This window comes from Amycolatopsis vancoresmycina, from assembly GCF_000716785.1.
Taxonomy (GTDB): domain Bacteria; phylum Actinomycetota; class Actinomycetes; order Mycobacteriales; family Pseudonocardiaceae; genus Amycolatopsis; species Amycolatopsis vancoresmycina.
The window spans coordinates 1-14,962 of the sequence record NZ_JNYY01000033.1 but is presented as its reverse complement, the minus strand read 5'-3'; the positions used below and the strand labels follow the sequence as shown (position 1 = coordinate 14,962).

The window sequence follows — 14,962 nt, the reverse complement described above, 5'->3', positions numbered from 1 at the left end:
AGTCACGCGAGTTACGACTCTGATCACGCGAGATACGGGTGAGGCCCCTTCCCGCCTGGGCGGGAAGGGGCCTCGGGGGTTGTCAGCAGGTTGAGGTGGAACTTGAGGTGTTCACCCGGAGGGCGGAGCCCGAGGTGGTTGCCGAGTCCTTGACGCAGTAGCCCGTCACCGACTGGAAGCCGACGTCGAACGGGCTCTTCGAACCCTTCTCCGCCGTGAAGGGGTCGAACGTGATGTCGGAGCTGTTGTTGACGATGCTCGCCGGGCGGCCGTCGTCCTTGGCGAACTCCACCGAGCTGTTCACGAACCGGATGCCGTCCGCGTAGTGCACGTACCAGCCGTACGACGGGCGGGTGCCGATGCTCTTCGGGTTGTAGTCCGTCGCCGTGTTGCTCGGCACGCCCGTGCCCATGGTCCCGTTGCCGCCCGGCACGTTCAGCTTCACGCCGGTGAACGTGACGTCGGAGACGCGGTGACCGCTGTCCGCGCCCCAGATCGTCGGGCTGAAGTTCGTGCCGGTGTGCGTCCCGGTGACGTTGTCCAGCGTGATGCCGCTGATCGAGCCGACACCCGGGTTGTTCCCGCACCGTTTCCGGGTGCCGATCTTCATCATGATCGGCGAATACGTCCCGGACATCGTGATGTTGCGGTAGTGCACGTCGGAAATCTTCGCGCCGTCCATCGACACGATCCCGATGCCCGATTTGTGCGCGCCGGTGATCGTGATGTCCGAGAACTGGTAGCCGGTGAAGTCACCGCACGTCTCGGACCCGAACATCAGCGCGTTGCAGCAGACCGCCGACAGTTTCGCGCCGGTCACCGTGACGTTCCCGTTCGGCAGTTTCGCGCCGAGCGCGTAGTCGCTTTTGAACACCAGGGCGTCGTCGTTCGCCGCGATGGTCGCGTTGGTGATCGTGACGTTGGTCGTGCTGATGATGTTCCAGCCGTCGCGGTCACTCGCCGTGTCGATGGTCAGGTGGTCGGAAACGACGTTCTTGCAGCCGTTGATCAGGGCGCCGAAGTGGCCGCCGCGGCGCAGTTTGATCCCGGACAGCGTCAGCCCGTCACACCGGGTGAGGGACAGGATCTTGTCGGCCTGACCGGACTTCGGGTTGCCGGTGATGAGGTTGCCGCCGCCGTCGATCGTGCCGGCGCCGGTGAAGCCGATGTTCGTCAGCTTGTCGCCGTAGAACATCGCGTTGTGGAAGTGGCTGTGGCCGTAGTCCTGGTACTGGTCCCACTGGTTCGACTCGGGCTTGTCGTAGGTGTCCGCACCGGACCCCGTGATCGTCGCGCCCGCGTCGAGCTGGATCGTGACGTTGCTCTTGAGGTGGACGGTGTTCGCCGACTTGTAGTTCCCCGAGGTGAACCGGACGGTACCGCCACCGGCCGCACTGGCCGCCGCGATCGCCTTGTCGATGGCCCCGGAATCGTTGGCGGACCCGTTTCCCTTGGCGCCGTAGTCCTGGACGTCGTAAACGCCGCCGGGCGCGGCGGCCGAGATTCCGGCCCCCGCCACCACCAGTCCCGCCACCGCGCAGGAGATCAGCAAGAATCTTTTCACGTGAAACCGCCTTGTCATGGAACGAAAAATTCGGCATGACGGCGGAGACCTCAGATTACGAGCCGCACCAACGGAATGTCAAGATCGCGGGGCGGGGACCCGCGCCACCCCCAGTCGGGCGCGGGTCCCCGTGATCGGTGGTTCGGTCCATTCAGGATTCTCGGAGTCTACCTTCGCGGGGCCCGGGTGCCCCGTGCGTTTTTCACGGTCGACGACGTGAATCCGGCACGATCGGCGGCTCAGGCGAGCCCTACTCCGGACGACAGCAGCGTGAACGCCCGTTCGGCCGCCGCGACGGCCTCCGGAAGCCGCCGGTCCGCCGGCGTCCCGGCCGCGACCGCCGCCATGTTCGCGGTGGCCAGCGTCCGGCGGACCGCGGCGATCTGCGCCGCGGCGAGGCTCGCGTCGAGTTCACCGGCACCGGCCTCGGCCAGCGCGGCCGCCAGCGCCACCTCCCCCGCGGAGGTGAATTCCGCGAGCCGGGCCACGAGCGCCGGAGTTCCGGTGACGAGCCGGAACACGGCGGCGACCTCGGGATCGTCGCACAGGCCCGTCACCGGCTCCCGAGCCGCCAGCCCCCGGAGGAACGCCTCGCGCAGCGCGGCCAAGGCCCCCTGGCCGGGCCGCCGGGCGCGGACGACGTCCGCCGCGTCGGTCTCGTGGTCGGCGAACCGGTGCAGCACCAGGTCCTCCTTGGTCGGGAAGTAGGCGAACAGCGTCCGCTTGGACACCTCGGCCGCCCGCGCCACCTCGGCGACCCCGACGGCGTCGAACCCGCGCTCCAGGAAGAGCCCGATCGCCGCCGTCGAGATCGCCGCCCGCGTGCGGAGCTTCTTGCGCTCCCGCAGGCCCAGTTCCTCGGTCATGTCACGGAGCGTAGCGCCCGGGGCCTCAGACCTTCTGCAGGCCGGGCTTGCCTGCTTGCACTACGTAGCTGACGTCGTTCTTGATGACGACCGACGCCGGGTCGTAGACGCTCGTGTCGGACGTCGTCATGAAGTCCGCCCGCATCTGCGACGGCGTGGTCGTGACGCGGACGTACCCGCGCTCACCCTTGCAGTACTTCACGTGCGGGTTGTTCGCGTACCAGGCCGCGCTGGGCGGTGCGGCGTCGTCGCTGTTGCTCGTCACCGACGTCGTGACCAGTTCCGAGCCGATGACCGGGTCGCTGTGGTCGAAGTAGTCGAGCCGCAGGTCGGCGGCCCAGTGCCGGTGGACGTCGCCGGTGAGGACGACCGGGTTGGCGACCTTCCGGTCGACCCAGCCCTTCGCGATCCGGTCGCGGGACGCCTCGTAGCCCTGCCACGAGTCGGGGCTTTCGCAGGTCGCCTTGTTGCCGTCGCCGTCACGCTGGGCGAAGAAGACCTGCTGGCCGAGGAAGTCCCAGGTGGCCGGGTGCGACTCGAACTGCTTGAGCAGCCACGCCTCCTCCGTGCTGCCGAGGATGCTGCGCGAGGTGTTGCGCATGTCCGCGCAGGCCGGCCCGGCCGAACCGGACGGGTCGGCCACCTGGGCGTTGCGGAACTGCCGCGTGTCGAGCATGTGGAACCGGGCCAGGTTGCCCCAGGTCAGCTGGCGGTACAGCTGGATCGACGCGCCGTTCGGCTTCGCCGTCGACCGGATCGGGGTGTGCTCGTAGAACGCCTGGAACCCGGCGGCCTTGCGCGCGGCCGGGGCGGGCGAGGTGGTGCCGTTCCAGTTGTTCATCACTTCGTGGTCGTCGAAGACGACGATCCAGGGCGCGATCGCGTGGGCGGCCTGCAGGTCGGCGTCGGTCTTGTGCTGGCCGTGGCGGGCGCGGTACAGCGCCAGCGTGGTCGCGTCGTCGGGGACGGCCAGGCTGCGCGGGTTGCGTTCCTGCGCCGCGCGGCCCGACTTCTTCTCGTAGATGTAGTCGCCGAGGAACAGGACCAGGTCCGGGTCGTCGGCCACGACGCCCTTGTACGCGTGGTAGTAGCCCTCCTCCCAGTGCTGGCAGGAGGTGAAGCAGTACTTGAGCTGGTTGACCGCGGCCCCGGCGGCGGGCGCGGTGCGCGTCCGGCCGACCGGCGAGACGTAACCGCCGCTGCGGAACCGGTAGAAGTACTCGCGCGCGGGCTGCAGCCCGGCCGGTTCGATGTGGACACTGTGCGCCGACGCGCGGACGGCGTTCACCGAGCCGCTCTGCACGACGGAACTGAACGCTTCGTCGTTCGCGATCTCCCACTCGACCGCGTAGGTCGCGTCCGGCATGCCGCCGAAGCCGTCGGGGTTGAGCGGCGCCGGGGCGAGCCGCGTCCACAGCACGACGCTGTCGGGCAGCGGATCGCCGGAGGCGACGCCGAGCTGGAACGGATCGTGGATGGCGGGCGCGGCGGCCGTGGTGCGGGCGTTCGCCCACGACGGCAGCGCCGCCGAAGCCGCGGTGGCGGTGACCGCGGCCAGCCCGCCGAGGAGCACCTTGCGCCGGTTGACCTGACCCATGGGAAAGCCCTTTCTCGTGGTGGACGCGCCTCAGGCCGCGAAGTCGGTGATGCCGTCGCTGCAGGACTTCAGGTCGGGCTTGGCGGTCGTGTAGTTCGCGACGCACACCTTGTAGAAGACCCACCCGCCGTGCGGGACCGTGACGGCCTTGTCGACCTTCGTGCCTTCGCCGCCGGAGTTCCAGACGTAGAACGGGCCGGCGCCGCCCTTGAGCCAGTACGCGACCACGGCCGAGTAGCCGTCGGCATTCGTGTCGTAGACCAGGAAGTGGGAGTCGGACGAGCGGTACTGCCCTTCACCCGCGCAGGCGTCGGCGCACTGGCCGCTGCCCGAGCCGACGCCGCAGTCCGGCGCCACCCGCGTGTCGGAGTTGGTGAAGACGTAGGTGTCCGAGATGTACCCGCCGAGCGCGGGCACGTAGTCCCACAACGTGCTCGTGCCGTAGGTGCCGGTCACCGACGAGCCGTTGACCTGGCAGTCGATGGTGACGGCGGCGCCGTTCGCGACGGTCTTGACGGCCGTGGCGCTCGCGGTGGGCGCCCGGCGCACGTTGAGCGGGTCGCCCGCGGTCTTCACCGTGCCGCTCGCCGCCGCCGACGCCTCGAGCGCGCCGCCCGTCACGAGCGCGCCGACCGCGGCCAGTATCGTCCCCGCACCGGCGATACGCCGGAGATTCGAACGCTTCATGGCGGCATCGTGGCGCCGGGCCGTACACGTCCCGTACAAAGCGCGCACGTGTGCGCACAGACACTCCGAATGGATCTATCCCCTGCGCCGGACGGGTCTTAGAGTCCGGGACATGGGGGAACTCATCGGGCAGGTTGAGACCACCTCGCTTACCATCCGCGTCCTCGGTCCGCTGGAGGTCACCGCCGCCGGGCGGGTGATCGCCCTCGGCGGCCCGAAGCCCCGGCTGCTGCTGGCCGCGCTGGCCCTGCAGCCCAACGTCGTCGTCTCGACCGACGTGCTGGTGGAAGTGCTGTGGCCGGAATCGGCGCCGCGGTCGGCCGCGGCGAACATCCGCACGTACGTGCATTCGCTGCGAAGACGGTTCGCCGAGATCCACCCCGACCTCGGTGAGCGGATCAGCAGCCGGGCGTCCGGCTACCTGCTGACCGCGGAACCGGGCGAACTGGACCACCTCACCTTCACCGCGTTGGCCGGCGAAGCGCAGGAAGCGCTCGACGGCGGCGAAGCCGAAACCGCGCTGAAGCTGATGGACCGCGCCGATGCCCTGTGGCGCGGCGAAGTCCTCGAAGGACTGCCGCACGACCACAGCTGGGGCGCGACCGTCGCCCGGCTCGCCGAACTCCGGCTGTCGGTGCAGGAACAGCGCCTGCGGGCGCGGATCGGCCTCGGCCGCTCCGGCGAAGCGATCGCCGAGCTGCGCGGGCTGGTCACCGAACACCCGCTGCGCGAGGAACTGTGGGCGCAGCTGATCGTCGCGCTGCGCGCCGCGGGCCGGACCGGCGACGCCGTCGAGGCGTACGAGTCGGCCGAGCGGGTCCTGCGCGACGAGCTCGACGCCGAACCGGGCGCGCGGCTGCGCGAGCTGCGCGCGACCCTCGTGCCGGAAACCGCCGCCGTCCCGCGCCCCGCCGACGTGGCCCCGGTCTGCCAGCTGCCCCTGGACCTGCCGGACTTCACCGGCCGCGACGCGCTGATCCACGACGTCGTCACGCTGCTGCAGAAGCGCGCGGACTCCGGCACGCCCGCCGTCGTCGTGCTGTCGGGCGCGCCCGGCGTCGGCAAGTCCGCGGTCGCCGTGCGGGTCGCGCACGCGGTCCGCGACGAGTTCCCCGACGGGCAGCTGCACGTCGATCTCGCGGGCACGTCGTCGTCGCCGCGGGCGCCGATGAGCGTGCTCGCCGAACTGCTGCGCACGCTGGGCATCCCCGACGCCGGCCTGCCGCGGGAGCTGGCCGAGCGGTCGGCGCTGCTGCGGTCGCGGCTGGCCGGGCGCCGGATGTGCGTGGTGCTCGACGACGCCGGCAGCGCGGCCCAGGTGCGGCCGCTGCTGCCAGGGGCCGGCGCCTGCGCGGTGCTGGTGACCAGCCGGCTGCGGCTGCCCGGGCTCGCCGGGGCGCAGCCGGTGGACGTCGACCTGCTGCCGGAGGCCGAGGCCGCGCGGCTGCTGGAGGGCATCGTCGGCGCCGAGCGGGTGGCGGCCGAGCCGGAGAGCGCCGCGGCGATCCTGCGCCAGTGCGGGCACCTGCCGCTGGCGATCCGGGTGGCCGGCGCGAAGCTGACGCACCGGCCGGGCTGGACGCTGCGGCTGCTGGCCGACCGCCTCGGCGACGAGCGCCGCCGGCTCGACGAGCTGCGCGTCGGCGACCTCGCCGTCCGGGCGAGCGTGACGCTGTCCTACGACCTGCTGCCGATGTCGGCGGCGACCGCGTTCCGCGGGCTGGGCCTGCTCGGGCCGGTCCAGTTCCCGGCCTGGGCGGTGGCGGCGGTGCTGGGCCGCCGGGACGCCGAGGACGTGCTCGACGTGCTGGTCGACGGCCACCTCGTCGAGCTCGTCGGGTCGGATTCGGCCGGGCAGCCGCGCTACCGCCTGCACGACCTCCTGCGCGTGTACGCGGTGGAGCTGGCGGAGCGCAGTGACGCGGCGAAGACGCGAGCCGGGCTGCGGCGGGTGCTGGAGGGTTACCTGGGGCTCGCGCTCGAGGCGGCGCGCCGGATGCCGCTGCACTTCTTCGGCATGTACTGCGACGACGAGCTGCCGCGCCCGGCGGTGCCCTCCGACGTCCTGCCCGAAGACCCGGCGGAGTGGTTCGCCGCCGAGCGGCGCAGCACGGTCGCCGCGGTTTCGCTGGCCGCCCAGCAGGGTTTCGACGACCTGGCCTGGCAGCTGGCGTCGGCGCTGACCCCGTACTTCGACCTGCGCGGCCCCCAGGACGACTGGCACAGTACCCACTTGATCGCCCTGGCGGCGGCCCGGCGGGCCGGTTCGGTGCGGGCGGAGGCGATCGTCCAGCGCAACCTCGGGCAGTACCTGCTCTACCAGGACGAGTACGCCGAGTCGCGGGTGGCGTTCGAGGAGTCGAGGAAGCTGTTCGACTCCCTCGGCGACGCCCAGGGCGTCGGCGTCGCGCTGACCGGGCTGTCGACGATCCTGCGCATCGAAGGCGACGACGCACTGGCGCTCGACCACTGCCACGAGGCGCTGGAGCTGTTCGCGGAGGCGGACGACCCGCACGGCGAAGCGGTGGCCCGCCTGGGCGCGGGCGCGGTCTGGATGGCCCGCGGCTGCTACGCGGCGGCGAAGCGCTGGATCACCGACGCACTGGAGCTGTCGGCCGCGATCGGCGACCGCCACCGCGAGGCCCACGCGCTCAAGCGCCTGGGCCTGCTGTTCCAGCACCAGGGCAACCTGGCGGCGGCCCGCGAGCACGTGGACCGGGCGATCGCGATCTTCACCGACCTCGGCGACGACCACTGCGTGGGGTACGCGAACCAGAACCTGGGCGAGTTGTGCTTGCACAGCGGGGACTTCGCGCACGCGCAGCTGTTGCTGGTGAACTCGCTGGCGGTGCACCGCCGGAACGGGGACCGGCGCTCGGAGGCGGAGGTGTCGCAGCTGCTCGGGGAGTTGCACCGGGCGCTGGCGCAGCCGGAGCGGTCACGGGACTATTCGGAGCGGGCGCTGGCGATCTGGCGCGAGCTGTCGACGCGGCCGAAGGAAGAGGCGCCCGTGGCCGAGGCGCGGCCGCACATCGTTTCCGCCTGACGCACAACCTGCTTGTACGGATCATGTACGCCGTCCCGTCAGTCTTCTCACACCTTCGAGTGAACAGGTGCGAGAGGAGAACCGGGGATGATCCGGATCAAGATGGCCGGCCGCGTGACCGCGGCGGTTCTGGCCGCCGGGGCGGTGACGGCGCTGGCCGGAGGCCCCGCGCAGGCCGCCACCGCCGACAACGGGCGCTGGACCGCCGATCTGTCCTCTGTGGACAGCAATGACGTCAACGTCACCGGCGCGGGCGGGACACTGACGCTGGCCGACGCCGCGTGGCACAGAACCGAGCGGGTGTTCGCCGGCAGCGAGGGCAGCCTGACCACCGCCGCGCACAAACTCGGCTCCGCGTCGAACCGCGTCAGTGCCGAACTTTCCGCCGACACCCCCCGGGGCACGTCGGTGGACGTCGACGTCCGCGGCCGGACCGGGGTGAACGACTGGACCGAGTGGACGCCCGCCGGGACCGCGCTGAAGAGCGCCGTCAGCGAGGTGCAGGTGCGGATCAGCCTGCACAGCAGCACCGACGGCGTGCGGCCGTCGGTCAAGAGCGTCGCGCTGAGCGCCGACAGCGTCCCGCAGGCGAACGCGCTGGCCGCCACCGCCGCGCTCACCTACAAGATCTACGCCACCCGCGAGGGCCTGACCGGTCAGACGACCGCCAACGGCCACGTCATCACCAGCCGCGACCACTTCGTCGCGCTGCCGTCCGGGCGTGGCCTGTCCGGCAAGGGTTCCGGCACCTACACCGTGCGTGTCTGCAAGACCGACGCCAGCCGGTGCGAGTACGCGCCCGTGTGGGACGTCGGCCCGTGGAACACCAAGGACGACTACTGGAACCCGGCGTCGGTGCGCGCCGAGTACAAGGACCTCCCGCAGGGCCAGCCCGAGGCGTACGCCGCCTACCACAACGGCTACAACGGCGGTAAGGACGACCTCGGCTACAAGGTCGGCAACCCGGCCGGCATCGACCTCGGCGACGGCGTCTTCTACGACGGGCTCGGCATGTCCGACAACGGCAACGTCAACGTCACCTACCTGTGGACCGGCTCCGGCCCGACCGGTGTCGTCAGCACCGCCGGCGACCCGATGAACGTCCGGGCCAGCGCCAGCACCTCGGCCGCCGTCAAGGGGCTCGCGGCGAACTACGCCAAGGTGAACATCGAGTGCTACGTCGAGGGTGACACGGTCGCCGGCAAGTTCGGCACCACCAACATCTGGGACCGGATCGGCCCGAACAACTACGTCTCGGACACCTACCTCCAGACCGGTTCGGACGCCCCCGTGGCCCCGCACTGCTGAACCACCCCCGATCGTCGCGCGGATGACTGCCCTCACCCCCGCGGCACCCGCGAAGGCCCGGTGTCCCCCGCCGGGCCTTCGCCCTTTTCCGGGACCATTCCGCTCACCGGGACATCAATTCACAACCGTGAACAGACTTCTGCCGGGTGTACAACGCCCCGCCGATCGTGCAAAGATTCCGGGCACTTTCCTCTCACGGATTCACGGAATGGCGGGTACCTGTGAGCGTTTCCCGGAGAACCCTGCTGACCACCGCGGCCGGCGCCGCGGTGGCGGTGAGCGCCAGCACCTCGACGGCCGCGTCCGCGGCCACCCCCGATGCCTCCGACCAGGCATCCACCACCCGGACGCTCCGCCAAGCGGCCGATTACGCAGTGGCCAAGCTCCGCGCGGTGGCCCCCGGCGTCACCGCGTTTCCGGTCGGCACGAAGTTCGAGAAATGGACCTATTCGCAGAACGGCGACTGGGTCGGCGGATTCTGGCCCGGCCAGTTGTGGCTGGCCTGGCTCTACAGCGGTGAGGAACAATTCAAGACCCTCGCGCTGGCGTCCGCGGACAAACTCGCGCCGCGCCAGAACGACACCGGCACGCACGACCTCGGCTTCCTCTTCTACCCCTCGTGGGTGACCGCCTGGCGGCTCACCGGCGACGAGAAGTGGCGGGCGGGCGCGGTGCAGGCCGCGTCTTCGCTGATCAAGCGCTACAACCCCGCGGGCGGCTTCATCCGGGCCTGGGGCGCGCTCGGCGATCCGAACAACGCGGGCCGCGTCATCATGGACACGATGATGAACCTGGACCTGCTGGCGTTCGCGAGCCGGCAGACCCAGGACCCGAAGTACCTGGAGATCGCGGTCGCGCACGCGAAGACGGCGCAGCGCAACTTCGTCCGCCCGGACGGGTCGACACCGCACGTGTTCGACTTCGACCCGGTCACCGGCGCGCCGATCGGGCCGAACACCGTGCAGGGCTACAGCCCCACCTCGTGCTGGTCGCGCGGGCAGGCGTGGGGCATCTACGGGTTCACGACGATCCACCGGCGCACCGGGGACGCGGAGTTCCTGACCACCGCCCGGCGGCTCGCGGACTTCGCGCTGTCCCACCTGACCCCCGACGACGTGCCGGTGTGGGACTACCTGGCCCCGCAGGCGCCGAACGACGTCAAGGACGCCTCCGCGGGCGTGATCATGGCGTGCGGCCTGCTGGACCTGGCCGAGCTGACGCACCGCCCGCACTACCGGGAAAGCGCGCTGCGGATCCTCACGGCGGTGTCGCGGACGTGCCTGACGACGAAATCCACCCGGGCCGAGGCGAGCGTCGCGCGCTGCACCCGCAACCGGCCGAGCGAGGACGGCGTCGAGGTGTCGCTGCCCTACGCCGACTACTACCTGCTGGAAGCCATCCTGCGGGTGCTCGACCGGCGCCGGGTGGACCGCGCGATCGACCTGTCGAGCGTGTAGCGGCGCCGGGGAGGCCGCCACCTCCCCGGCCGCCGGTTCAGTGCTGGTGGTGCGCGTGCACCTTGGCGTGGCCGAGGCCACGCCCGATCATCCACTTGTTGACCGGCACCGTGACGACGAACGCGATCGCCAGCGAGAGCGCCAGCGACAGCCAGAACAGGAAACTGGCCAGCCCGGCGTCCATCGCCCCGGGGATCGCCACGACCACGGTGTTGTCGATCAGTTCCATGACCGCGATCGACACGGTGTCCGCGGCCAGCGCGACCTTGAACGCCGCCGCCGCGCCGAGCCCCGACTTCAGCACGCCCCGCATGGTCAGGCCGTAGCCGAAGACGAAGGCCAGCACGATCGACAGGACGACCGTCGCCGCGTTGTGCAGGCCGAACGCCGTGCCCAGGACCATGCCGAGCACCTCACCGATGGCGCAGCCGGTGAGGCAGTGCAGGGTCGCCTGGATCGCTGTCGCCCACGAAGCTCCGTGCTGTTCGCTCATACCCGGGACTATACCCCCTGGGGGTACCAAGGGTGATCGCTGTGACCGACACCGCTCCACCACGGAGGGACGAGTCCGTTGTTGCGGAGCGTGACAACCGCCGCCGACCAGGCGATCTACCGCCGGAAACGCCCGGAGCAGAACTCACTTCCGTAACCCTTTGCGCACATCCCGTTGACCACAGTTACCCGGGGCCCTACGTTCGCCCTTGGTCTTCACCGTGCGCAGACCGATCGAAGGCAGTGAGGAATGGGTGGGGATGCGAGGGCCGACGAAGACCTTCCGGCTGGTCGCGACGCTGCCGCTGGTGGCGGCGCTCGCGCTCGGGGGCTGCTCGGACCAGCTGGGCAACGCGCCCGCGCCGTCGCCGACCCGGATCGAGTTCGTGCCCAAGGTGCGGGGCATCCCGTACTTCGAGGCGATGGACACCGGCGGCCTCGATGCGGCGAAGCAGCTGGGCGTGGTGTGGCACACGACCGGCCCGTCGACGGTCGACCCGGCCGCGCAGGTGACGATCCTGCGTGACCTGATCGCAAAGAAGGTCGACGTCATCGTGGTGGCGCCCAACGACCCGGCCGCGCTCGCGCCGGTGATCGCCGAGGCCCGCGCGAAGGGCATCCACGTGCTGACCTCGGACACCGACGCGCCCGGCACGCAGCGGGAGGTGTTCGTCAACCAGGCCAGCGCGCGGGGTATCGGCACCGCGCTCGTCGACGCGCTGATGGCGAAGACCGGCGGCACCGGCCAGTACGCCATCGTCTCCTGCGGCCCGGCCGCGGCGAACCTGAACTCGTGGATCGCGGTCCAGAAGGAGTACGCGGCCGAGCGCTACCCGAAGGCCGAGCTCGTCGAAACCGTGTACGCGGGCGAAGACGAAGACAAGGCGACGACCCTGGCCAAGCAGCTGATGGCCGGCCACCCCGGCCTGACCGGGCTGGTCGGCGAGTGCACGACGTCCGCGCCCGGCGTGGCGAAGGCCGTGGGCGACGAGCAGAAGATCGGCCAGGTGTTCACCGTCGGCGTCGGCACGCCGCAGGCCATCAAGCCGTTCCTGCTCGACGGGTCCTGCTCGCAGTCGGTGCTGTGGAACGTCGAGTCGCTCGGCTACCTGACCGCGTGGACGGCCAAGCAGGTCGCCGACGGCAAGCCGCTGAACCCGGTCAACAAGGTGAGCCTGGAGCTGCCGGCGGTGAAGTACGACGCCCCGTCGAAGACCGTCCTGCTGGGCGATCCGCTGCTCATCACCGCCGACAACGTCGACCAGTTCAAGTACTGACGCTCACCGGTGCCGCCGCACGTGGGCGGCCCCCGCACCCCCGCCGAGCACGAGGATCAGGGCCGTCAGCCCCCAGCGGCGTTTCTCCCGGGTCCGCTTCCCGGTGTCCGACGGCTTCACCTGGGCCTTCTTCGCCGGGCGCACGAGGGGTGACGGCGAAGGCGGCGGTGGCTCCGGTGTGGACGGCGGTGGCGTGACCACCACCGGCGACGGCGTGGGCACCGGCGGCGGCACGGCGGCCGGCCGCTCCACCGGCGGCGGCTGCGGCGGTGGCGGCGGCTCCGGAGCCGGCGTGGGTGACGGCGTCGGCGGGTTCGGCGACGGCGTGGGCGGGTTCGGCGACGGGGTCGGCGGATTCGGCGACGGCGTGGGCGGATTCGGCGACGGGGTCGGCGACGGGGACGTCGACGAGGGCGGCGGCGGAGGGGCTGCTTCGGTGTAGCACCCGGCCGCGTCGCTGCTCACCAGCGGCGGCCCCGACGCGACCTCGACGGCCTGGCCCGAGCCGTCGCGCGGGAGGCGGTAGGTGACGCTGCGCTGCCCGTCCTCGTTGGCCGTGGCGTAGATCGCGCCGGGCGCGAGCACCACCGCCCCGTACGCGCCGCCGCGGGGGAAGGCGAGCCCGGGGACCACCGCGACCACCCCGGTCGCCGGGTCGAGCGTGACCACCGGGCTGTCGCCGTGCGTGGCCGCCGAGACGCCGTAGAGGAGGCCGTCCGCCGGGTCCACGGCGAAGTCGTCGACGTCGACGGCGAGCGACACCGGGCGCAGCGGCGTCCGGTGCACCACCCGCAGGTAGTCCGCGCCGGCCGGGTCGATGTCCACTGTGTACAGATCGCTGCCCTGCCGCACGTACCAGCGGTCGCCGTCGATCGCGCCCGCGGTGGCCCCGGTGACCAGGCTCCACACCGGACGCCGGGCGCCCGCGCGGCCGATCACGCCGAGGTCGGTGACCACGCCGGCGGCGTCGATCCGCACCGCGTGCGCGCCGTGGCCGTACCGGCCGGCGCGGGTGCCGTCGGCGACGCCGTAGACGACGTCCTGCGCGGCGGAGTAGCCCATCGCGTTGATCCAGTACCCGGCCTCGGTCAGCCGGCGGGTGGTTCCGGCGGGCAGCGCCAGCAGCCGCAAGGTCGTCGGCGCGCCTTCGCGTTCGTTCTCCGCCTGCAGGATCGTGCAGCCGTCCGGCGCCTTGGCCGGCGGGTTCGCCGACGGCGGCGCGAGCCAGCCCGTCGCCGCCAGCAGCGCCGAGACCGCCGCGGCCACGCCGAGCATCGCCGCCCAGCGGGCCCGCGTGCCGGTCAAACCAGCTTTTCCAGTGCCGAGGTGAACGCCTCCGGCGCCACCTTCGCACCGCCGCTGAACGGGTTCTGCAGCTGGTAGATGGCGAACAGCAGCAACGTGATCGTGCCGGCCAGGGTGGACACGATGATGATGTGCGCGGCGAGCCGGGTGCCGCCGAACAGGTTGGGCAGCAGGATCGCGGTGATCACGCTGCCGAGGATGAGCGCGAACCAGACGACGGCGCCGACCCCGTCGGCGCCCGAGTGGGACAGCCGCTGTTCGCGAGCCTGGTAGACCGACCAGAGCTGGTTGCTCGCCTCGGTCTTGCGGTCCAGCAGCCAGTCGTCGTCGGCCGGGGCCTCCGCCACCGCCTGGCGCATCTGGTCGAGCTGCGCCGCACCGGTGGCGGGCACCGGGCCGCCGTCGGCCAGGCGCGGCCACTCCTGGTCCTCGACCGTCCGCGCGTACGCGGCGGCGAGCTGGTGCACCCGGTCCTTCGTCTCGGCCGGCAGCGCGTCGGCCGCCCAGGTCGCCGCGATGAGGCTGTCGGCCTCGGTCTGCGCGTTCTGGCTCGCTTCGCTTACCGCGTCGAACAGCGAGATGAGCACGAAGGCGACCAGAACCGCGTGCAGGCCGCCCACGATGGTGAACACCTGGCCCGCCGCGTCGTTGTTGTCGGGCCTGCCCTCGTCCCAGCCGAACCGGCGGACCAGGTACGCGATCACGCCCGCGACCACGGCCGCGCCGGCCACCCAGAGACTGCCGGCCACGAAGATGTTCATCCGGGTCCTTTCACCCGCGGAGCGCGGGACGCACCACCGGCGCATTCCGCCGCCGGGGAACGCTCAAGTTAGCACCCATTTCCGGACCGGCGACGGGCAATTGCCGAATTCATCCTGGTGGCCGCACCACGGCCGCGGAGATCGCCGGTTCGGCCCAGTTCCGGGGCCCGCGAGCCGGTTCCGCCGCACCGCCCGCGACCACGGATTACGCTGCTGGGCCGCGATCTTCACGACCGAGTGACAGCCGGGGACAGCCGGTGACCACGCCGTCCCGGAATGATCAAGACCGCCTGCCGGGGATTGGCCCGGAGACCCGATCGTGTCATTGTGCGCCGCGACCCGGTTGCTATGTTGATTTCGCGGCGCCGTGTAACCGCGCGAAATCGAGGAATAGCACGCCATGACCGGCGCGTCCGCGTGACGGGCGCGTGCCGATGCGAACTGATTGGGTGGTTTTCGCTGTGACTGTCACCGATCCGGTGGATGCCCTGAACACCGACGAGCAGGCGCCCTCGAGCCTGAGCCGGGCCGCGGCCCGCACCCTGGCCACCACCACCAAATCCGTCCCCCAGATGCAGGGCATCTCCAGCCGCTGGCTGCTC

11 protein-coding genes and 1 pseudogene are annotated in these 14,962 nt (G+C 71.3%); 5 read left to right on the top strand and 7 right to left on the bottom strand.

Features of this window, described 5'->3' with window-relative positions; translation table 11 throughout:
• Positions 1–82 precede the first annotated feature (82 nt).
• From OO60_RS42410 to OO60_RS42395, 4 genes are all read right to left on the bottom strand, one after another.
• On the bottom strand, positions 83–1,564 hold the full coding sequence (locus OO60_RS42410) for a glycoside hydrolase family 28 protein (RefSeq protein ID WP_033263513.1): 1,482 nt from the start codon (positions 1,562–1,564) through the stop codon (positions 83–85).
• Between the two features lie 239 nt (positions 1,565–1,803).
• Positions 1,804–2,430 carry a TetR family transcriptional regulator gene (locus OO60_RS42405; RefSeq protein WP_003072051.1) on the bottom strand — a complete coding sequence of 209 codons (627 nt, stop codon included), beginning with the start codon at positions 2,428–2,430 and terminating at the stop codon, positions 1,804–1,806.
• Positions 2,431–2,455: 25 nt separating this feature from the next.
• Entirely contained in the window at positions 2,456–4,027 is a 1,572-nt protein-coding gene (locus OO60_RS42400; protein ID WP_003072054.1) for an alkaline phosphatase D family protein, read from the bottom strand.
• A gap of 30 nt (positions 4,028–4,057) precedes the next feature.
• Positions 4,058–4,714: a hypothetical protein gene (locus OO60_RS42395; protein WP_003072057.1), complete on the bottom strand. Its 657-nt coding sequence runs from the start codon at positions 4,712–4,714 to the stop codon at positions 4,058–4,060.
• 112 nt (positions 4,715–4,826) lie between these two features.
• On the opposite strand from OO60_RS42395, the gene OO60_RS42390 reads away from it, so the two are divergent.
• From OO60_RS42390 to OO60_RS42380, 3 genes are all read left to right on the top strand, one after another.
• Complete coding sequence (locus OO60_RS42390) at positions 4,827–7,760, top strand: AfsR/SARP family transcriptional regulator (RefSeq protein ID WP_003072060.1); 2,934 nt, start codon at positions 4,827–4,829, stop codon at positions 7,758–7,760.
• A gap of 87 nt (positions 7,761–7,847) precedes the next feature.
• The gene (locus tag OO60_RS42385) at positions 7,848–9,068 is read left to right on the top strand and encodes a hypothetical protein (RefSeq protein WP_003072063.1); all 1,221 of its coding nucleotides are present in this window, start codon (positions 7,848–7,850) and stop codon (positions 9,066–9,068) included.
• 221 nt (positions 9,069–9,289) lie between these two features.
• Positions 9,290–10,525, top strand: a complete 1,236-nt coding sequence (locus OO60_RS42380; RefSeq protein ID WP_003072067.1) for a glycoside hydrolase family 88 protein — start codon at positions 9,290–9,292, stop codon at positions 10,523–10,525.
• Positions 10,526–10,562: 37 nt separating this feature from the next.
• Here OO60_RS42380 and OO60_RS42375 read toward each other — a convergent pair whose 3' ends face one another.
• A complete protein-coding gene (locus tag OO60_RS42375) occupies positions 10,563–11,018 on the bottom strand; it encodes a DUF4396 domain-containing protein (RefSeq protein WP_003072070.1) in 456 nt (151 codons plus the stop codon).
• Between the two features lie 259 nt (positions 11,019–11,277).
• Here OO60_RS42375 and OO60_RS42370 point away from each other — a divergent pair, with 259 nt between their 5' ends.
• Entirely contained in the window at positions 11,278–12,294 is a 1,017-nt protein-coding gene (locus tag OO60_RS42370) for an autoinducer 2 ABC transporter substrate-binding protein (RefSeq protein ID WP_003072072.1), read from the top strand.
• Positions 12,295–12,297: 3 nt separating this feature from the next.
• Here OO60_RS42370 and OO60_RS42365 read toward each other — a convergent pair whose 3' ends face one another.
• Positions 12,298–13,599: a DUF6923 family protein gene (locus tag OO60_RS42365; RefSeq protein WP_033263511.1), complete on the bottom strand. Its 1,302-nt coding sequence runs from the start codon at positions 13,597–13,599 to the stop codon at positions 12,298–12,300.
• Positions 13,596–14,360: a bestrophin-like domain gene (locus OO60_RS42360; RefSeq protein WP_004559965.1), complete on the bottom strand. Its 765-nt coding sequence runs from the start codon at positions 14,358–14,360 to the stop codon at positions 13,596–13,598. Before OO60_RS42360 ends, OO60_RS42365 begins: the two co-directional genes overlap by 4 nt.
• A gap of 461 nt (positions 14,361–14,821) precedes the next feature.
• Here OO60_RS42360 and OO60_RS48075 point away from each other — a divergent pair.
• Positions 14,822–14,962: pseudogene (locus OO60_RS48075) on the top strand (Crp/Fnr family transcriptional regulator); the annotation flags it as partial.

Bases quoted from the DNA above. Each gene is read 5' to 3' on its own strand.
- OO60_RS42385 (WP_003072063.1), top strand. From the start codon at position 7,848: ATGATCCGGATCAAGATGGCCGGCCGCGTGACCGCGGCGGTTCTGGCC.
- OO60_RS42400 (WP_003072054.1), bottom strand. From the start codon at position 4,027: ATGGGTCAGGTCAACCGGCGCAAGGTGCTCCTCGGCGGGCTGGCCGCG.
- OO60_RS42370 (WP_003072072.1), top strand. From the start codon at position 11,278: ATGCGAGGGCCGACGAAGACCTTCCGGCTGGTCGCGACGCTGCCGCTG.
- OO60_RS42405 (WP_003072051.1), bottom strand. From the start codon at position 2,430: ATGACCGAGGAACTGGGCCTGCGGGAGCGCAAGAAGCTCCGCACGCGG.
- OO60_RS42360 (WP_004559965.1), bottom strand. From the start codon at position 14,360: ATGAACATCTTCGTGGCCGGCAGTCTCTGGGTGGCCGGCGCGGCCGTG.
- OO60_RS42390 (WP_003072060.1), top strand. From the start codon at position 4,827: ATGGGGGAACTCATCGGGCAGGTTGAGACCACCTCGCTTACCATCCGC.
- OO60_RS42395 (WP_003072057.1), bottom strand. From the start codon at position 4,714: ATGAAGCGTTCGAATCTCCGGCGTATCGCCGGTGCGGGGACGATACTG.
- OO60_RS42375 (WP_003072070.1), bottom strand. From the start codon at position 11,018: ATGAGCGAACAGCACGGAGCTTCGTGGGCGACAGCGATCCAGGCGACC.